Consider the following 18,243-nt stretch of genomic DNA (forward strand, 5'->3'; position numbering starts at 1 on the left):
CTAAAGTCTAACTTCTAATCTCTTCTTCTCCTGAAATTAAGACGACATTATAGTAGTTAATAGTAGGTATTTTGTATCTTTGTGGATCAAAGGAGATGTCTCGCATCGCAAAAGGTCGGTAGAGCGCTCTGAGAAGCCCTTCCCCTATACAGCTATTTGCCATGTCTAGACAGACCTACAGTAACTGATAACATCACTCAAGTAACCAAACGAACAAATATGTGGATCTTTAAATCATCAATCGGGAGAAAGTTCATCATGAGTCTCTCAGGACTCTTCCTGATTATCTTCCTATTGCTACATGGCTGTATCAACCTACTAGCCGTCTACGATGCGATCAATGTGAATAGCGAGTTCCCTACGGAGCTGTACAATCAAGCCTGTCACGTCATGGGTACCAACATATTGGTACAGATCATGGTTCCCGTCCTAGCGCTGGGCTTCATCGTACATATCATCTACGCCCTATGGCTGACACTGCTCAATCGTAAGGCACGTGGTAATGATCGCTACGCCATCTTCACACGAGCTAAGATAGACTGGGCGAGCAAGAATATGTTTGCTCTGGGTATCATCGTATTGGGGCTACTGGTCTTCCACCTGACACACTTCTGGAGCAAGATGCAGCTACAAGAGTGGACGGGTGGTGAGAGTGCCGAGGGTTACCAGCTCGTCGTGCAGACCTTTAGCAATGTATGGGTCTCTATCCTATACCTCGTATGGCTCGTAGCTATTTGGTTTCACCTTACGCACGGATTCTGGAGTGCACTGCAGACTCTCGGGTGGAACAATAAGAAGTGGTTCAACCGCCTACATGTCATCAGCTACATCGTCGCCACACTACTAGTGCTCATCTTTGCCGTTGTAGTCGTTTACTTTGGCTTCATCTACTCAGGTCCGCAGAGCCTTACTGAGGCGGTCCCCTTTGCTGAGGCTAATGTAGCTACTCTTCCTATCATCTAAATCTACGAACTACCTTAATCATCAGAGATATGAGCGAAATAAATGCCAAAATCCCAGCTGGTGCTTTAGCTGAGAAGTGGACTAACTATAAGAATCATCAGAAGCTGGTCAACCCTGCCAACAAGCGTCTCCTCGATGTCATCGTCGTCGGTACTGGTCTAGCGGGTGCCTCTGCAGCAGCTTCTCTAGGAGAGCTAGGCTTCAACGTACTAAACTTCTGCATCCAGGACTCTCCACGACGTGCACACTCTATCGCAGCTCAGGGTGGTATCAACGCTGCAAAGAACTATCAGAACGACGGCGACTCCGTCTACCGTCTCTACTACGACACCATCAAGGGTGGTGACTACCGCGCTCGTGAGGCAAACGTATACCGTCTCGCAGAGGTATCTAACGAAATCATCGACCAGTGTGTCGCTCAGGGCGTCCCCTTCGCACGTGAGTACGGGGGGCTACTGGACAACCGCTCCTTCGGTGGTGCGCAGGTATCCCGTACATTCTACGCTCGTGGCCAGACGGGACAGCAGCTACTCCTCGGTGCTTACTCAGCGCTGAGCCGTCAGGTACACAAGGGTAGCGTCAAGCTCTACACGCGCCACGAGATGCTCGACCTAGTCATCATAGACGGTCGTGCGAGAGGTATCATAGCGCGCAACCTGATCACGGGTGCCATCGAGCGCTTTGCAGCTCATGCCGTAGTGATCGCTACGGGCGGTTACGGCAACGCCTTCTACCTCACGACAAACGCTATCGCCTCCAACGGATCCGCAGCTTGGCAGTGCTACAAGAAGGGTGCCTACTTTGGCAATCCCTGTATGGCACAGATCCACCCAACTTGTATCCCAGAGCATGGCGACTTCCAGTCTAAGCTAACGCTTATGTCTGAGTCGCTCCGTAACGATGGTCGTATCTGGGTACCCAAGAAGCTAGAGGACGCTAAGGCGCTACAGGCTGGTACCAAGAAGGCAAACGATATCCCTGAGGAGGATCGTGACTTCTACCTCGAGCGTCGCTACCCAGCCTTCGGTAATCTAGTGCCTCGTGACGTCGCTAGCCGTGCTGCTAAGGAGCGCTGCGATGCGGGCTTTGGCGTAAACAATACGGGGCTTGCCGTCTTCCTCGACTTTAAGTACGCCATCGAGCGTATGGGACGTGATGTCGTTGCGGACAAGTACGGCAACCTCTTCCAGATGTACGAGCAGATCACTGCCGACAACCCCTACGAGACCCCAATGATGATCTACCCCGCTATCCACTACACGATGGGTGGTCTATGGGTAGACTATGAGCTTCAGACTACGATCCCAGGGCTCTTTGCGATCGGTGAGGCAAACTTCTCCGACCACGGTGCTAACCGTCTCGGTGCTTCTGCCCTCATGCAGGGTCTTGCTGATGGGTACTTCATCCTGCCCTACACGATACAGAACTATCTCTCGGATCAGATTCAGGTACCGCACTTTAGCGTCGACCACAAGGAGTTTGACGAGGCTGAGAAGGCGCTCAAGGAGCGCATCCAGCGTATCGCCTCTATGCACGGCAAGCGCTCGGTCGACAGCATCCACAAGGAGCTAGGACATATCATGTGGGAGTATGTCGGCATGGCACGCTCTAAGGAGGGCCTACAGACAGGTATCGAGAAGATCAAAGCACTACGCAAGGTCTTCTGGAGTGACCTCCACCTACCAGGTAATATCGACGACCTTAATATCGAGCTAGAGAAGGCGCTACGTCTAGCAGACTTCCTGGAGATCGGTGAGCTCATGGCTCACGATGCCCTAGATCGTGAGGAGAGTTGTGGTGGACACTTCCGCGTAGAGCATCAGACCGAGGAGGGTGAGGCAAAGCGTGACGATGAGAACTTTGCTTACGTCTCCTGCTGGGAGTATCAAGGCGAGGGTCAAGACCCCGTCATGCACAAGGAGCCACTGGTATACGAATTCACCGAGCGTCTCCAGCGTAACTATAAGAACTAAGCAACCCTGTAGATAATCATAGCAATGGATCACAATATAAATATCAATGTCAAGGTATGGCGTCAGAGAGGTCCCCGCGAGAAGGGACACTTTGAGACCTATGCACTCAAGGATGTGCCTCAGAGCGCTTCTTTTCTTGAGATGATCGACATACTCAACGAGCAGCTCATCGCCGAGGACAAGGAGCCCGTTATCTACGACCACGACTGTCGTGAGGGTATCTGCGGTATGTGCTCTATGTATGTCAATGGACACCCCCATGGTCCTATCAGTGCTATCACCACTTGTCAGCTGCACATGCGCACCTTCAAGGATGGTGACACGATCACTGTCGAGCCTTGGAGATCTGCGGGCTTTCCGATCATTCGTGACCTGATGGTGGACCGCTCGGCCTATGACAAGATCATACAGGCTGGTGGATATGTCTCGGTCAATACGGGAGGCGTACCTGATGCTAACTCGATCCCCATCCCTAAGCACAAGGCGGACGAAGCAATGGACGCTGCCTCTTGCATCGGCTGTGGCGCTTGCGCTGCTGCCTGCAAGAACGGATCTGCCATGCTCTTCGTCTCGGCTAAGGTGAGCCAGCTAGCGCTGCTTCCACAGGGTCGTGCTGAGGCTCACAAGCGTGCTAAGGCAATGATCGCTAAGATGGACGAGCTAGGCTTCGGCAACTGTACGAACACACGTGCCTGCGAGATGGAGTGCCCCAAGAGCGTCTCCATTAGCCACATCGCACGCCTCAACCGCCAGTTCCTCGCTGCCAAGCTGAGCGACTAACCCGAGCGGATGTCTCATCCATAGATCAATTAGGTAGTACTCTCCCATCTAGAGAGGGTACTACCTTTTTTAGTTGCTCTCCTCTAGACTTAGAGGAAAAAGCGACGGCCTCAACTTAGATAAGGAACTATGCTAAGACAGCTTCTTCTCGTTGCGCTCGGTGGTGCCATCGGAAGTGCCTTGCGCTACCTTACAGCACTCCTGCTAGCACGTCACTATACGGGCTCTATACCGCTGGCGACGCTCGCAGTCAACCTAGTGGGGTGCTTTCTCATCGGGCTACTCATCGGCTTGTGTAGCGACACGTCTCATCTGCGATTGCTCTTTATCACAGGCTTCTGTGGCGGGTTCACCACCTTCTCGACCTTTACGGCAGAGAGCTACTCCATGTTTCGCGAGGGCGCTTACGGATTAGCTCTCCTATACATCGCTGGTAGCGTGCTGATCGGCCTGCTAGCTCTCTGGTTAGGTCTATCTCTGTCACGCCTCCTAGCTAGCTAAACGCACCGTTGCCTTCGTGGTTTGGAGGAGCTTTCGTTTCTCTTGATACAACTCCAATGGGCTCCGTCGAGATTGTAGTTCTAGGCAACAACATGTGTGGTAGAAAATGAGTACCTTAGCAGTCGCTTATGTGTACTTGGTCGAATTCATCGTATGCCTTCTTCCGAAAACTCCTCTCCTACGATTGACGTCCTGAAGCGTCTGGTCGCTCAGCAAAAGTCTGCACGCCATCAGCATCACGAGCCGATGGCTGACGAACTGACCAGTTGCCCGACGACGCCTATATATAATAAGGTGGCTCATGATCTAGCTCCCGACCAACACTTACCGAATAATAAGGTGGCGGTCACGGCGAATCAACCCGCACCTAGCAAGGCAGCTACAACGCCTAGCCAGAGTAAGGTGGCGGTCACGACAGATCAACCTACCTCTAGCAAGGCTGCTACAGCGCCGAGCCAGAGTAAGGTGGCGGTCACTGCAGATCAACCTGCCTCCAGTAAGAAGGTCTCCTCTACGCCTCAAGCGGCCAGCAGTCAGCAGCCAATAGCTAACAGCCAGCAGCCCGAGCGCCACATTTGGTGGATGAGTGCTTGGAGCTGGCTACGCAAGTTGCTTGACTTTCGCGAGGACAAGGCAGGCGACGTGGCGACCATTGAGTCGCTCAAGGGGGATGTGGAGTTTCGCGGTACCAAGCTATGGATCCTGATCTGCGCCATCCTCGTCGCTTCTATCGGGCTTAATGTCAATTCGACGGCGGTGATCATCGGTGCGATGCTTATCTCCCCACTGATGGGTCCAATCATCGGCTTCGGACTAGGCTTTGGCATTGCCGACCTAGACTTGGTGCGCAAGTCGCTGCGCAACCTCGCGCTGACGACACTCTTTAGCATCACGACCGCCACGATCTACTTCCTCTTGACCCCACTAGACCAGCCTGGTAGTGAGCTACTGGGACGTACGGAGCCGTCGATCTACGATGTCTTGATCGCTTTCTTCGGTGGTGCTGCGGGACTGATCGCGGGTAGTAGCAAGAGCAAGGGACAGGTGCTCCCAGGCGTGGCTATCGCTACGGCGCTCATGCCTCCGCTCTGTACGGCAGGTTTTGGCATAGCCACGGGCAACTGGGCTTTCTTCTTCGGTGCCATCTACCTTTACATCATTAACTCGGTCTTTATCGCTTTTGCCACCTTTGTGATGGTGCGCATCATGCGCTTCCCCATGAAAACGGTTGCCTCGGGGGATATACGCAAGCGAAGCTATCGCTGGATCACCATCATAGCGGTCTGCACGCTCATACCAAGCATCTACCTGAGTGTCCGTCTGGTGCGCGACTCCTATCAGGAGCAGCGTGCCAAGCAGTTTGTCGCAGACCACTTTGTCTCGTCAGATCATCAGGTGATCCGCCAGTCGCTGGTACGTGGCGAGGGCGGAAAGGCACCTTACATAGATGTGGTGCTGATCGGCAAACCACTCTCTGCTCAGGCGATCGACAGTATCGCAACCTTGCTCCCTAGCTACGGCTTGTCAAGCCTCGAGCTACAGGTGCACCAAGGCTTTGACAACGAAGCTCCTACGGACTACGAGCAGCTGGGCGGTGTCCTGCTGCGTGACCTCTACGAGCGGTCCGAGCGCACGGCCTCTGAGCAGCGTGCCGAGATCGACTCACTGCGTCGTACGCTCCTGCGCTACGACTACTACAAGTCGCTGACGCACGATGTGAGCGATGAGGCGCGAGCCGTCTTTACGGACATAAGTCAGGTGCGGCTGATGCCCTCGATGGAGTTTATCCAGGGGCAAGACTCAGTCCTCCATATCCTCGTGACGACTCCGTCGCACCGTATATCCCCAGCGGAGCGTAACAAGCTGGAGGAGTGGCTACAGAAGCGGACCAAAGCGGATGCGCTCCAACTGATCCTAACGAACTAACTAAGTAGAATAGAATACTAACTTTAAATAGATAAGCGTCTTATGAATAAACTACAGACCTTGCTCCTGACCCTCTGTGCACTCCTCGTGTGCAGTGCTACAGCACGTGCCGACAAGGGCATGTGGGTACTCAGTGAGCTTAACGAGCAAAACGAAGCTCGCATGCGTGAGCTGGGCTTTAACCTATCCCTAGACCAGCTCTACAATCTAGACAAGCCATCGATAGCACGTGGCGTGGTCATCTTCGGAGGTGGCTGTACGGGTATCACAGTCTCTAATCAGGGACTACTCTTTACGAACCACCACTGCGGCTACGATGCGATCCAGAGCCAGAGTACGGTAGAGCATGACTATCTGCGTGACGGCTTCGCCTCTCAATCTTTCCGTGAGGAGCTGCCGATCCCAGGGCTCTCTGTCAAGTACCTCCGTGCGCAGATCGATGTGACGGCTCGCATCGAGCAGGCTGTCGCTGGCATCACGGACGAGGCTCAGCGCCAGGAGAAGATCGAAAAGGTCTCTGAGGAGATTGTCAAGGAGTACACGAAGTCTCCCTTTGACGCTGTGGAGGTAACTCCATTTTACGCTGGCAATAAGTACTATGTCGTCATCTACGACGAGTTTAAGGATGTTCGTCTCGTGATGACTCCACCGAGCAGCGTTGGTAAGTTTGGCGGTGATACGGACAACTGGATGTGGCCTCGCCACACGGGCGACTTTAGCGTCTTCCGTGTCTATGCTGATGCCAACAATAAGCCTGCTGAGTACTCAGCTAGCAATAAACCTTACCGTCCTGTCTACTACACAAAGGTTTCTCTAAAGGGTTACCAAGAGCAGGACTACGCGATGACCATTGGCTTCCCAGGCTCTACTGATCGTTACCTAACTTCTTACGGTGTGATCGATCGTATCGAGAATGAGAACGCTCCCCGCATCGAGGCTCGTGGTGTCAAGCAGGAGATCTGGAAGCGTGCTATGGACGCTGACCAAGCTACCCGCATCAAGTACGCTAGTAAGTATGCTCAGAGCGCGAACTACTGGAAGAACTCAATCGGTATGAACCGTGGTCTAGAGAAGCTTCACGTCGTAGACCGTAAGCGTGTCGAGGAGGAGGCATTCACTCAGTGGGTGGCTCGTACGGGCAAGCCTTACGGCAACATTCTACCCGACCTAAAGCGTGCTTACGAGGAGATCGCTCCTTACAATCGTCAGCTCAACTATGTAATCGAGACGATGCTGAGCGGTAGCGAGATCGTATGGCTCGGCTATCAGGCTATGGGTGCTGCTAAGTCTGGTGACAAGAAGGAGCTGGAGGGGCTCTACAAGGACTACCTGCCTAACCTAGACCGTGAGGTACTCCCCGCTATGCTTGCTCTGCTACGCACGAAGCTCCCTGCGGACAATCTACCCTTCATCTATCAGGTCATAGACGAGCGCTTCGGCGGTGACTACAAGGCTTATGCTGAGGAGCTTTTTGCCAACAGTATCATACCTTATGAGGATAAGATGATGTCTGTACTAGCTATGGATCAGAACAAGATAAAGGAGACCCTCGCTAACGACCCTGTACAGGAGCTTGTCCAAAGCGTCCTAATGTACTACTCCTCTCTGCTGGATACGTATCTAGAGTACAACAACAAGATTGAGAAGGGTAAGCGTGAGCTCTTTGCAGCTATGAGCGAGTTCCAGCCTAAGGCCCTTCGTCCATCAGACGCTAACTTCACGATGCGTATGAGCTACGGTCGTATCCTCGGCTACGAGCCAGGTGATGGTGCGTGGTACTACTACTTCACGACGGAGCGTGGTGTCTTCCAAAAGCAGAACCCCAACAGTAGCGAGTTCGCCGTACAGCCTGAGATCCTCAAGCTACTGAGCGATCCTGCTAACTTCGCACCCTACGGTGTGGGCAATCACCTGTTCACCTGCTTCCTCTCGGACAACGATATCACGGGTGGTAACTCAGGTAGCCCTGTCTTCGACAAGAACGGTAATCTCATCGGTCTTGCCTTCGATGGCAACTGGGAGGCTATGAGTGGTGACATCGAGTTTGAGCCTGACCTACAGCGCACGATCTCGGTAGATATCCGCTACGTCCTCTTCATGATCGACAAGTGGGCTAAGTGCCCCCGCCTGATCCAGGAGCTGACCTTCGCATAAGCGAGGAAACAACGTAATCGTGACGCACGGTCGTGTAACCCTTTGTAGGGATGCACGGCTCGTGCGTCCGTTCCCGTTAAAACTAGACGTGTAGCGATTTTGACGTGTAACCCGCTGTAGGGACGCACGATCTGTGCGTCCGTTGTATCAAAAGTTACGAAGACCATTCCGTCAAATGTTCCAGCGACATGGTTTTAACGGGAACGGACGCACAGATCGTGCGTCCCTACAACCGTTACACGTCCCGCTTTGACTACTATTTTGACCACACACTCATATGCGCATAGACATTATCACCGTACTGCCTGAGATGATCGAGCCCTTTGTCTCGACCTCTATCGTGGGGCGGGCACAGCGAGAGGGCTTTGCCGAGGTACATATCCATCAGTTACGCGACTACGCGACCAATCGCTGGGGACGCATCGACGACTACCCCTACGGTGGCGCTGCGGGGATGCTCATGTCCATCGAGCCGATCGACCGCATCATCACCGAGTTGCGTAGCCAGCGCCCTTATGACGAGGTTATCTTCACGGCACCCGATGCGCCAGTGCTCACGCAAGCCGTTGCCAATGAGCTGAGTCTCATGGAGAACATCATCATCCTCTGCGGACACTACAAGGGGATCGACCATCGTATCCGTGAGCATCTCATCACCCGTGAGATCTCCATCGGAGACTATGTCCTGACGGGTGGCGAACTGGCAGCAGCGATCATTGCCGATGCGACCATACGGCTCATACCAGGCGTCCTAGGCGATGCGGATAGTGCGCTGAGCGACTCCTTTCAGGACGGTCTGCTCACGCCGCCTATGTACACCCGCCCCGCTGAGTACAAAGGATGGCGCGTACCGGAGATCCTGCTGAGTGGGCACGAAGCGCGCATAGCGCAGTGGGAACACGAGCAGGCAGTCGCCCGTACGCAAGCGCTCCGTCCAGACCTGCTGGAGGAGTAGATTAGAGCGTCAGAAGTCTTGGCATGATCGGAGTAATCAGAGGTGTGATACCTTTGATTACTCCGATTTCTTGTTTAGGCGTTGCAGAGTGGCTGGGCGTACATCTGGAGGAGTTGCGTGCGCAGTTCGTCGGCGCTGTAAGCATCCGTCGGTGCTTTAGCTATCTGCTCCTCGATGTAGCGGAGCGCTTTTTCTTTGTCAGCCTCACTGTAGAGCTCCTTCGGATGCGCTTTGTGCGGGTGGAGGAGGTCGTAGGCGATGTAGTTGATCGGGTAGAAGCGGTAGTTGCTATGCAGCTCCGTGTCTATGAGCTCAGCCAGTCGTGGATAGAGCTGTTGCTTCGGCAGGGCGCGTAGCTCAGCCTCTAGCTCAGGCGTGATCAACTCGTTGAGTCGCTTACCGATGGCAAAGTGTACCCGCCCCTTGTAGCCGAGTAGGCCCGTCTTCATATTGATCAAGTCCTCCTCGGGGCCCTTGACATACTGCTCCTCAGGGTGATGCTTGCGCCAGAGTAGCTCGCACGCCTTGAGGATGTCGCAAGGATCGTACTCATAGCTAATAGTTGTGGGGGCGATGTTGACACGCATCAGCTGAGTCAGCGGGTCGTTGCTTTGCGAGGAAGCAATCATCTTGAGGACGCTCGGCTGTGTTTTGTCGCTATTATCCTTGGCGCGACCCTCACGCTGGGCGATCCAGACCGACTTGTGGTCCTGTTGTATGCTCTGATCGATAAAAGCGGAGAGCGCCTGAGCTGCCAGAAGCATCTGACGGATCGGAAGCGAGCGACGCACGACAAAAGAGTCGTTGAGCTTGACCACCGCCTCGATCCACGGTCTGCCGAAGAGGTTGTCACCGATAGCAATGCGAGGCATCAAGTAGTTGCGCTCTCGCATGACTAGATTGAGGAAGGCTGAGTCAAGGATGATGTCCCTATGGTTTGTAATGAAAGTCGTCGGCAGGTCACCGCCTAGTCTACTGGCACCGCTGAGCGATACGGAGAAAGTGGTACGCTTCGCCAGCTGTACCACGAGGTGGTAGGATATGCGTTGCTTAAAGTCGTCAACGCTATGGATACCTTTCAGTTGCTGTATCAGTGCCGTTGTCTCCTCCTCTGAGAGCAGCGCCGATAGGACGTGGCGTAGCTCAGGTTGGTTGGCAAGCTGTGCGACGACAGCAGGCACCTCCTCGTCGAGGTAGGGACGTATCGAGTCGTACTCGTAGGGCTGTGGGGCAGTGTGTGTGGTCATGATAGTTTGCTCTTGATGATACGTGTGATGAGGTCGCTCAGCTGTAGTCCAGCAGCGCGTACCTGCTGAGGTATGAAGCTCGCCTCCGTCATGCCAGGAGTCGTATTGACCTCTAGCAATGTGGGGATGCCGTCCGCCTCAATGATAAAGTCTATGCGTACGAAGCCGTAGCAGTCTAGTAGGTGGGCGATCGTTAGCGAAGTCTCCTGTACCCGCTGCGTCAGCTCAGGCGATATGCGTGCTGGCGTTATCTCGTCGCTCTTGCCGTAGTACTTAGCGTCATAGTCGAAGAAAGTATCGTGTGCCACCACCTCCGTAACGGGCAGTGCGAAAGCTTCGTCGGGAAGGATCACGCAACCACAGGTCACCTCGGTGCCCACAATACACTCCTCAACGAGCACATCGGGTGCAGCCGTGTAAGCGTCCACCACCGCCGTGGCGAGCTGATCCCACTGCTCGATGCGCGTCGTAGCGATGCTGGAGCCTCCTGTATTAGGCTTGACAAAGAGCGGTAGACGTAGCGTTGACTCGATCTGCTGCTGCTCTTCGGGTGAGAGCTCCTTCGTCTGATTGTGGAGCCGCTGCGAGCGAGCGATGCGCAAGCCGTGATGCGCTAGGTAAGCGTTGCACGCCTCCTTATTGAAGGTCAAAGCCTCGCAGAGCACGCCCCCCGTCGTGTAGGGGATGCCGAGCATATCAAGGTAACCCTGCAGGAGACCATTCTCTCCAGGGGTACCGTGGATGGTAATGTAAGCTACTGCGAAGGTGACCTCCTCTGCGCCAAAGCGTGCGACTAGTGCACGATCTATCGTCCCCTCACGACCTGTGGCATCGGTCACACTCCACGCATCGGCTGTGATGGTGACCAGGTAAGGAGTGAAGAGGCTCTGATCAATCTGCTTGAGGATCGTCTGGGCGCTGCGCTGCGAGACCTCAGCCTCGCCAGAGTATCCGCCACAGATGATCGCAATGTTGGGTTTGTCCATAAGGTATGATGGGATATTGCAATGATTCTTAGTTAGAGAGTTCGAGGGGTGCCACATAGCGTCTCCACTTCTCTATGAGCTGGCTCATATCGTCGGGTAGTGGTGCTGAGAAGTGCATCCGCTCTCCCGTCGTGGGGTGGTCAAAGGCAAGAGTCTCAGCGTGCAATGCCTGACGAGGGCATATCTTGAGGCAGTTATTGACAAACTGCTGGTAAGAGCTGGTGCGCTGTCCCCAGAGAATTTGGTCTCCGCCATAGCGCTCATCGCCAAAGAGCGGGTGGTCGATAGACTTCATGTGAGCACGTATCTGATGCGTACGTCCCGTCTCCAGTTCACACGCTATGAGCGTCACGAAGCCTAGTCGCTCTAGCTCCGTATAGTGCGTCACGGCTGGCTTGCCTATCTCACTCGTCGGCGGGTAGACCGTCATACGGGTACGGTCGCGAGGGTCACGTGCTATATTGCCCTGATCGTGCCTTGTGGTTGATCCAGCTTGCCCCAGACAAGAGCTTGGTAGCGCCGTCCCGTGGTCTTGAGAAAGAACTGTCTCGCCAGTCGTATCTTCGCCTCAGTGCGCTTTGCTACAAGGAGAAGTCCACTGGTGTCCTTGTCAATGCGGTGTACCAGTCCTACAGAGGCATCGTTGGGGTCGTAGAGTGGGTCGTTACGTAGGTAGTACGCAAGTGCATGGACGAGCGTGCCACTGTAGTTGCCATGACCAGGGTGTACGACCATGCCTGCGGGCTTATTGACTACCAGTAGCTGATCATCCTCATAGACTATGTCAAGTGGTATATCCTCTGGAGTGATCGACCAGTCCTGCTTTGGGTGAGCCAGCATCATGGTGATGGTCTCTAGGGGCTTCACCTTGTAGTTGCTCTTGACTGGCTCTCCGTCCACCCATATGAGTCCCGCCTTGGCAGCTAGCTGTATGCGATGGCGCGAAGTGTGCGGCATACGATCCACCAGGAAGCGGTCAATGCGCAGGGGCGTCTGCCCTGGATCTACCCGTACGCGGTAATGCTCGTAAAGCTCCTCGCCGTGCGACCCAGCGACCCACTGATCCTCCTCGTCTGTAGCGATGAGATCCTCCTCTAGCTCCTGCTCGTCAAGGGGTAGTGGCTCCTTGTCGGGGTTACATCCAGGACTCATCATCGTCAGGCTCTAAGGAGTGTGATGTCGAGTCACTTGGAATAGCAGATCCTCCCGATCCCGTGATCGAGTCGTAAGGCTGTAGCGTACCATGCGGTATACTATCTCTAGTTGAGACAGAGATTAGTAGTATGAGCGGTGTGGAGAGTGGTACGCGAGTACCAGGTGCTAACGTTTGACCAGAGGGAAGCTGTACCCCCATAACTAGACCGTCGAAGGAACCTGCGACGTAGCTGGGGGTGATGTGTTCGAAGCCTAGGCTGATGAGTCGAGCCCGTGCCTGTCGCTCGGAGACATCAATGAGCGAGGGTATGATCCCGTTGCGAGGGCAGTAAGCATTGAGCGTGATGAAGATGATACGCCCCGCTTTGACTTTGCTACCAGCCTTGGGTGTTAAGTCATAGACAGCCCCCTTGGGCACTTCTGTCGTGTAGACCGAGTCTATGATCTCGTAGCGCAGATGAGCTTTGTCCAGGAGTTGCTCCGCCTCGCTCTCTGGCAGACCGTATATGTCAGGTATCTCGACCGATGAGCCGTGGCGCGTGAAGAGGTTCATCCAGAGGAGTGCTAGGAGTACGATGATGACCGAAGCTAGTATCATCAGACCAATATGAATCAATAGAGTAGGACGTCGCATAGGGTATATCTATTAGCGGAGACTATGCAAAGGTAAGGAAATTAGTGATTAGAGGTTAGAAGTTAGAGATTAGAAGTTAGAGATTAGAGGTTCGGGTTACACGTATCCGATGGCTCTGATGGCTCTGATCTCTCCGATGGTTCTGATCTCTGTTTTTCTAATCTCTAACCTCTAATCTCTAACTTCTCATCTCACCCCTCTCGTCTCTCCCCTCGGTAGGGAATCCGAAATCTCCAGCGAGCAAACAAAATTTCTCCACGGAACCGGGAAATAAAAGTTCGGAAGAATGAAATGAAACTTCGGAAGAAGCAAATCAAAGTTCGGAAGAATTTTTTCATTCCTCCGTGGAGGATTTTCGTTTTCTACCGAGGCATTTTCGATTTCCTCGGAGGTGTGGGTTGAGCTGCTGTGAGGAGCTGTCAGCTGCTGGCGACTCGCTAGCTAGAAATATCGGAGCCCTCGGAGCTCTCAGAACCATCTGAACGATCGAATCTCTAATCTCTAACTTCTCACCTCTAACCTCTAATCTCCAACCCCTACCTACTGATAGGTATATGGCAGTTTACGAATCATTTGTATCTTTGCTTGTAATATCTAACTAGTAAGAGCAACACGCTCTATTCTAAAAAACTATTCGACCCATGAATCCTCCTACCCTCCTAAACCATCCCTTTGACGCTCAGACCTCTCTGAGCAAGTTGATCCTGACGCACTACGACCTGCTCATGGTGATCACCCGCTTTGGCATCCCTCTAGGCTTCGGCGACAAGAGCGTGGATGAGGTGTGTCAAGCCAATGGAGTGGATACGAATACGCTCCTAGCTGTCGTCAACATACTGACGACTCAGTCTGACACGGTCCCCGAGGAACTACTACAAGAGATCTCGGCTGAGTCTCTCATCACTTACCTGCAGCGGTCGCATCACTACTTCCTGGACTACAAGCTACCCGATCTGCGAGGAGACCTTTTCACCGCTGTAGAGGAGGGTTCGCCAGAGGTAGCTGCTTTGATCCACCGCTTCTACGATGCTTACGTCGAGGAGGTGCACAAGCATATGGGATACGAGGACGAGGTGCTCTTCCCCTACGTGCATCGTCTGCTAAAGGGTGAGCGCGACAAAGGCTACTCGATCGATGAATTCGAGAGTAGACACGATCATATAGAGATGAAAATCACGGATCTAAAGAATATTCTCATCAAGTACTATCAGTCGATGGGAGACTATGCGCTGACGAATGTGCTGCACGAGCTTTTTACCACCGAGAGTGACCTGATGTGGCACAACCATATCGAGGATTGTCTCTTCGTACCGCTTATCAAGCAGAAGGAGGAGGCGCTCCAAGCTAGCAATAGACACGCATAAACGACCCCTAACGGATGCAACACACTATACTAATCATAGAGCCTCATAAGCTCCTCGCTTATGGCTTACAACTAGCACTACGGAGAGGATTCCCCGACTCTTCCGTACAGCTATGCGTGGACCTACTCGATCCCGATGCTTTGCGACAGCATATCACATTTATCGCACCTGACATCATCATTGCCAACCCGCTCCTGACGGGTGTACAGTACAACCCCGACCTGCTCCCCACGGGTAAGGAAGCTACCGTCGTAGCGATCAATCACAATCTCCTACCAGAGGACCTCTACAAAGGCTACAGCTTCGTCTGCCTACCAACGGTCGATCCGCAGAGCCTGATACAACAGATTCAGGAGTCTGAGCAACCTGAGGTGGAACTGATAGAGAGCGACGAGTCTAAGCAAAACCCGCTATCACAGCGAGAGTGCGAAGTGGTCACATGGGTGGCTCGTGGACTGACGAATAAGGAGATAGCAGATGTGCTACACCTCTCCCCGCACACGGTGGTCACACACCGACGCAACATAGCCGCCAAGCTAGATATCCACTCGCCTAGCGGTCTGACGATCTACGCCCTAATGAACAACCTCATCTCGATGGAAGAGGCGAAGGGGATTTGAGATTAGAAGTTAGAGATTAGAAGTTAGAGATTAGAGATTGGTTTCTAGGAGTACTAGGAGTACTAGAGGCACTAGCTAATCTCTAACTTCTAATCTCTAACCTCTAACTTCTCTCTTCGCTTACAGCGTACTGTACCCTCTATTCCAAGTAACCTCTGAGCCGTAAGTCCGCAGCGCCTCGGTACGAGCGAGGACAAAGAAGTAGTCGCTCAGACGATTGACAAAGCGAACGATCAAATCATCCACACGACTCTCCTCACGGAGACGGTAGATATTGCGCTCAGCACGACGGCAGACGGTGCGGCAGACGTGACAGAGCGCAGCCGTACGACCACCCGAGGGGAGGACGAACTCTCTGAGACGAGGGAGCGTAGCGTCTAGTTCGTCGATCTTATGCTCCAGTTTCTCAATATCCGTGGGGTCTATCTTCATAGCTGCAAGGTATTCCTCTTGATCGGGAGGAGTGGCTAGACTGCCCGCCACGTTGAAGAGGATATGCTGCAAGCGGAGTAGGAAGTCGTGCGTCTCCTCTGTCAGATCCTCTGCGAGGAGGACACCGATATGGCTATTGAGCTCATCGACCGTGCCGTAGCACTCGAGACGGATGTGTCCCTTGGAGATACGTGTACCACCGACGAGTCCTGTGGTTCCATCGTCACCACGGCGAGTATATACGGGGCTTTTCTTCATAGTTGTATGTTTGCTTTGAGTAGGTAATAGGGTTAATGTCTGATGCGTGTCCAGAAGTTTTGGCAGGGCAACTTATGGTCTAAGAAGAGTAGCTGTCCAGCACCATAGTCGACCATCATGCCCGACTCTCTCTGGCTAAAGGAGTGCGGCACCTTTCGCCCGACATGCCAAAGGATAGAACCAGTGTCCCACGGCATCTCGGCTAGCGGTGCGTCTTGCCATAGGATCAGAGCACGGTCGTAAGCGAGCGTCTCATCGTACTGCGTGACCAACTGCGTGAGTGGCCACTGATGGAGTAGCTGGAGGGCTAGTTGCTTCTGTCGATGATCCAGCATATGATCCAGATCGTGGAGCGCCACCCGATGCTCTGGGTAGTACGCTACACCACGCTGATCTAGGATTAGCGTGATAAGCCGAAAGGCTGTCGGCGAGTGAACGCCATGCCCTAGCGAAGTCCACCAGCGCTGGAGAGGAGTTGCCATCGTATGATCAGAAGATGACCGTACTATATAAATAGAGTCATGCGAAGACGAGCCAATGATCCATCAGCTTGCCTTCGCATGTCTATTTCGTTATAAGCTAAGATTACTCAGCTGCTGGAGCCTCGGTAGCAGGAGCCTCTACGACTAGAGCACCCTCGCAGAGCTGCTTGTCACCCTCGAAGAAGGTGAAAGTATCACCCTTCGTCCAGAAAGAGTGACCATCCTCGCTCGTCCACTTAACACCGTCAGCGCTCTCAGCGTTCTTCATGTCGTAGACAACGTTGCCCTCGACATCCTTGAGTGTTGCTGTCTCACGGTTCTCGCCAGTGACAGTCAGCTCAAAGTGCTGCTTGCCGTCAGCCGTAGCGTAGTTGAAGACCTCGGGCTCAGCAACTACAGGAGCCTCTGCGACGATAGCCGTAGAGTCCTCGGTGGTAGCCGTAGCGTCCTTCTTTTCCGTGTTGCAAGCTACTAGTGCTAGACCAGCAGCTACGATTAGCATAAACTTTTTCATATTCATATGATTGATTAAAGTGAATAGATCCGATTGATCAAGCCTGCTACTCCTTAAAGCGGGAGCCCAGCAAGGCGTAGTAAAGCATGTACAGCTCGCCTCCGACGACGAGGAGCCATGTATAGTGATACCCTCCGAGGAGGTCTGCTAGCACACTCTGGAGGAAGGGTAAGAGTGCCCCACCGATGAGTCCCATCAAGAGTACTCCAGAAGCTCGCGTGGCGAGGCTTCCTAGCCCCTTGAGAGCTAGCGAATAGATAGCGCCCCACATAACCGAGTGACAAAGTCCTACGGCAATGAGCCAGTAAGGCTGATTGGTCACGACGGCGATCAGAATAAGGATTGCAGAGAGGAGCGTCGTCACCCATAGTAGCTTGCGGTCAGTCACACGGCTGAGGAAACTACTGACGAAACGACCTACTAGCATAGCGCCCCAGTAGAGCGTTGCGTAGAGAGCTACCGTATTATAGCTCAGACCTAGGTCGTCCTTACCATATAGGATGATGTTGGCACCGATACAGACCTCGACACCGACGTAGCAGAAGAGTGCTATGCAGCCGAGTCGCACACGTGGTATGCGCCACACCGTCTTGAAGCTCACCTGGGCATCCTCGCCACTCGTCGTGCCCTCGATGTGCGGGACGTGGAGTCGCCTCACCACGTAAGAGAGGACTAGCACGACGGCCATCAGGATCGTCATCGGCAGGACTACTTCCTGGATCTGTACGTCCTTGAGGTCAGCCACCCCGCCGAAGATAACCATCGAGACGAAGAGTGGCGCCAGCATAGTCATCGTCGAGTTGCCCACGCCTCCAATGTTTTGCCGTTGCACGGCGGAGGTACCAGGGACGGCACAAGCGATGAGATAGGGATTGACCGACGACTGCATGAAGGTGATACCTGCCCCGCAGACGAAGGAGCCGAGCAGGAAGATGAAGTAGCTCACTGGTAGCTGCACCGTCTCAGAGAGCGTGAGCCATAGTGAGGTGTGCATGAAGAGTAGTGCCGAGAGGATAAAGAGTAGGATCCCTCCTGCCAGCAAAAGCAACCCTCTGACGATCGTCATCTTGTAGCCGTGTCGCTCCACAAAGCGTGCCGAGGTAGGTCCCAGCACCAAGTACGAGAGGAAGAAGGCGAAGATAAGTAGCGTCGTAAAGCTATTGGTCCAGGCTCCTGCCGAGTGCAGATAGGCGCTCTGAATAGGGGCTTGGAATTGCTGATTGATGCTCGTGATGAAGCCGATGACGGTCATCATGATCACCATAGTTATAAAGGGTCCGAGATAGTTCGGCTTATTTG

At 53.5% G+C, this 18,243-nt stretch carries 16 protein-coding genes and 1 pseudogene; 9 read left to right on the plus strand and 8 right to left on the minus strand.

What is annotated here, in order from left to right; translation table 11 throughout:
- Positions 1–219 precede the first annotated feature (219 nt).
- The 7 genes from PORUE0001_RS00680 (at position 220) to trmD (ending at position 9,252) form a co-directional block, all read left to right on the plus strand.
- The gene (locus tag PORUE0001_RS00680) at positions 220–963 is read left to right on the plus strand and encodes a succinate dehydrogenase cytochrome b subunit (RefSeq protein WP_039865150.1); all 744 of its coding nucleotides are present in this window, start codon (positions 220–222) and stop codon (positions 961–963) included.
- Positions 964–992: 29 nt separating this feature from the next.
- Complete coding sequence (locus tag PORUE0001_RS00685; RefSeq protein ID WP_007364530.1) at positions 993–2,936, plus strand: fumarate reductase/succinate dehydrogenase flavoprotein subunit; 1,944 nt, start codon at positions 993–995, stop codon at positions 2,934–2,936.
- 24 nt (positions 2,937–2,960) lie between these two features.
- Positions 2,961–3,716: a succinate dehydrogenase/fumarate reductase iron-sulfur subunit gene (locus PORUE0001_RS00690; protein WP_007364516.1), complete on the plus strand. Its 756-nt coding sequence runs from the start codon at positions 2,961–2,963 to the stop codon at positions 3,714–3,716.
- Between the two features lie 129 nt (positions 3,717–3,845).
- Positions 3,846–4,217: a fluoride efflux transporter CrcB gene (crcB, locus tag PORUE0001_RS00695; RefSeq protein WP_007364531.1), complete on the plus strand. Its 372-nt coding sequence runs from the start codon at positions 3,846–3,848 to the stop codon at positions 4,215–4,217.
- A gap of 153 nt (positions 4,218–4,370) precedes the next feature.
- Entirely contained in the window at positions 4,371–6,143 is a 1,773-nt protein-coding gene (locus PORUE0001_RS00700) for a DUF389 domain-containing protein (RefSeq protein WP_007364534.1), read from the plus strand.
- A gap of 42 nt (positions 6,144–6,185) precedes the next feature.
- Positions 6,186–8,297 (plus strand): S46 family peptidase, encoded by a 2,112-nt coding sequence (locus PORUE0001_RS00705; protein ID WP_007364527.1) that lies wholly within the window; start codon positions 6,186–6,188, stop codon positions 8,295–8,297.
- A 277-nt stretch (positions 8,298–8,574) separates the two neighbouring features.
- Entirely contained in the window at positions 8,575–9,252 is a 678-nt protein-coding gene (gene trmD, locus PORUE0001_RS00710; protein WP_007364529.1) for a tRNA (guanosine(37)-N1)-methyltransferase TrmD, read from the plus strand.
- A gap of 74 nt (positions 9,253–9,326) precedes the next feature.
- Here trmD and PORUE0001_RS00715 read toward each other — a convergent pair whose 3' ends face one another.
- The 4 genes and pseudogenes from PORUE0001_RS00715 to PORUE0001_RS00730 all read right to left on the minus strand — a co-directional run bounded on the left by PORUE0001_RS00715 (position 9,327) and on the right by PORUE0001_RS00730 (position 13,274).
- Positions 9,327–10,499, minus strand: a complete 1,173-nt coding sequence (locus tag PORUE0001_RS00715; protein WP_007364535.1) for a hypothetical protein — start codon at positions 10,497–10,499, stop codon at positions 9,327–9,329.
- Entirely contained in the window at positions 10,496–11,485 is a 990-nt protein-coding gene (locus PORUE0001_RS00720; RefSeq protein WP_007364523.1) for a D-alanine--D-alanine ligase family protein, read from the minus strand. Before PORUE0001_RS00720 ends, PORUE0001_RS00715 begins: the two co-directional genes overlap by 4 nt.
- Positions 11,486–11,513: 28 nt before the next feature.
- Positions 11,514–12,637, minus strand: a pseudogene (locus PORUE0001_RS00725) (RluA family pseudouridine synthase).
- The gene (locus PORUE0001_RS00730; protein WP_039865152.1) at positions 12,621–13,274 is read right to left on the minus strand and encodes a PASTA domain-containing protein; all 654 of its coding nucleotides are present in this window, start codon (positions 13,272–13,274) and stop codon (positions 12,621–12,623) included. The pseudogene PORUE0001_RS00725 and the gene PORUE0001_RS00730 overlap by 17 nt, the downstream one beginning before the upstream one ends.
- Before the next feature lie 641 nt (positions 13,275–13,915).
- Between PORUE0001_RS00730 and PORUE0001_RS00735 the strand changes: the two genes are divergently transcribed.
- Positions 13,916–14,638, plus strand: coding sequence for a hemerythrin domain-containing protein (locus PORUE0001_RS00735; protein ID WP_007364517.1), 723 nt, complete (start codon positions 13,916–13,918; stop codon positions 14,636–14,638).
- Positions 14,639–14,652: 14 nt separating this feature from the next.
- Positions 14,653–15,258: a response regulator transcription factor gene (locus tag PORUE0001_RS00740; RefSeq protein WP_007364533.1), complete on the plus strand. Its 606-nt coding sequence runs from the start codon at positions 14,653–14,655 to the stop codon at positions 15,256–15,258.
- A 120-nt stretch (positions 15,259–15,378) separates the two neighbouring features.
- Here the strand turns inward: PORUE0001_RS00740 and PORUE0001_RS00745 are convergent, their stop codons facing one another.
- The 4 genes from PORUE0001_RS00745 to PORUE0001_RS00760 all read right to left on the minus strand — a co-directional run bounded on the left by PORUE0001_RS00745 (position 15,379) and on the right by PORUE0001_RS00760 (position 18,208).
- Positions 15,379–15,948: a cob(I)yrinic acid a,c-diamide adenosyltransferase gene (locus PORUE0001_RS00745; RefSeq protein WP_007364521.1), complete on the minus strand. Its 570-nt coding sequence runs from the start codon at positions 15,946–15,948 to the stop codon at positions 15,379–15,381.
- Between the two features lie 32 nt (positions 15,949–15,980).
- The gene (locus tag PORUE0001_RS00750) at positions 15,981–16,430 is read right to left on the minus strand and encodes a hypothetical protein (protein WP_007364520.1); all 450 of its coding nucleotides are present in this window, start codon (positions 16,428–16,430) and stop codon (positions 15,981–15,983) included.
- A gap of 103 nt (positions 16,431–16,533) precedes the next feature.
- Positions 16,534–16,944, minus strand: a complete 411-nt coding sequence (locus PORUE0001_RS00755) for an MliC family protein (protein ID WP_100067353.1) — start codon at positions 16,942–16,944, stop codon at positions 16,534–16,536.
- Between the two features lie 46 nt (positions 16,945–16,990).
- The gene (locus PORUE0001_RS00760) at positions 16,991–18,208 is read right to left on the minus strand and encodes an MFS transporter (RefSeq protein WP_232501374.1); all 1,218 of its coding nucleotides are present in this window, start codon (positions 18,206–18,208) and stop codon (positions 16,991–16,993) included.
- Positions 18,209–18,243: the final 35 nt, after the last annotated feature.

The sequence above is a fragment of the Porphyromonas uenonis 60-3 genome, assembly GCF_000174775.1.
Taxonomy (GTDB): Bacteria; Bacteroidota; Bacteroidia; order Bacteroidales; family Porphyromonadaceae; genus Porphyromonas; species Porphyromonas uenonis_A.

What these genes read in the sequence shown, in the direction of transcription:
- PORUE0001_RS00680 (WP_039865150.1), top strand. Translation starts at nt 220, where the DNA reads ATGTGGATCTTTAAATCATCAATCGGGAGAAAGTTCATCATGAGTCTC.
- PORUE0001_RS00685 (WP_007364530.1), top strand. Translation starts at nt 993, where the DNA reads ATGAGCGAAATAAATGCCAAAATCCCAGCTGGTGCTTTAGCTGAGAAG.
- PORUE0001_RS00690 (WP_007364516.1), top strand. Translation starts at nt 2,961, where the DNA reads ATGGATCACAATATAAATATCAATGTCAAGGTATGGCGTCAGAGAGGT.
- crcB (WP_007364531.1), top strand. Translation starts at nt 3,846, where the DNA reads ATGCTAAGACAGCTTCTTCTCGTTGCGCTCGGTGGTGCCATCGGAAGT.
- PORUE0001_RS00700 (WP_007364534.1), top strand. Translation starts at nt 4,371, where the DNA reads ATGCCTTCTTCCGAAAACTCCTCTCCTACGATTGACGTCCTGAAGCGT.
- PORUE0001_RS00705 (WP_007364527.1), top strand. Translation starts at nt 6,186, where the DNA reads ATGAATAAACTACAGACCTTGCTCCTGACCCTCTGTGCACTCCTCGTG.
- trmD (WP_007364529.1), top strand. Translation starts at nt 8,575, where the DNA reads ATGCGCATAGACATTATCACCGTACTGCCTGAGATGATCGAGCCCTTT.
- PORUE0001_RS00715 (WP_007364535.1), bottom strand. Translation starts at nt 10,499, where the DNA reads ATGACCACACACACTGCCCCACAGCCCTACGAGTACGACTCGATACGT.
- PORUE0001_RS00720 (WP_007364523.1), bottom strand. Translation starts at nt 11,485, where the DNA reads ATGGACAAACCCAACATTGCGATCATCTGTGGCGGATACTCTGGCGAG.
- PORUE0001_RS00730 (WP_039865152.1), bottom strand. Translation starts at nt 13,274, where the DNA reads ATGCGACGTCCTACTCTATTGATTCATATTGGTCTGATGATACTAGCT.
- PORUE0001_RS00735 (WP_007364517.1), top strand. Translation starts at nt 13,916, where the DNA reads ATGAATCCTCCTACCCTCCTAAACCATCCCTTTGACGCTCAGACCTCT.
- PORUE0001_RS00740 (WP_007364533.1), top strand. Translation starts at nt 14,653, where the DNA reads ATGCAACACACTATACTAATCATAGAGCCTCATAAGCTCCTCGCTTAT.
- PORUE0001_RS00745 (WP_007364521.1), bottom strand. Translation starts at nt 15,948, where the DNA reads ATGAAGAAAAGCCCCGTATATACTCGCCGTGGTGACGATGGAACCACA.
- PORUE0001_RS00750 (WP_007364520.1), bottom strand. Translation starts at nt 16,430, where the DNA reads ATGGCAACTCCTCTCCAGCGCTGGTGGACTTCGCTAGGGCATGGCGTT.
- PORUE0001_RS00755 (WP_100067353.1), bottom strand. Translation starts at nt 16,944, where the DNA reads ATGAAAAAGTTTATGCTAATCGTAGCTGCTGGTCTAGCACTAGTAGCT.
- PORUE0001_RS00760 (WP_232501374.1), bottom strand. Translation starts at nt 18,208, where the DNA reads ATGGTGATCATGATGACCGTCATCGGCTTCATCACGAGCATCAATCAG.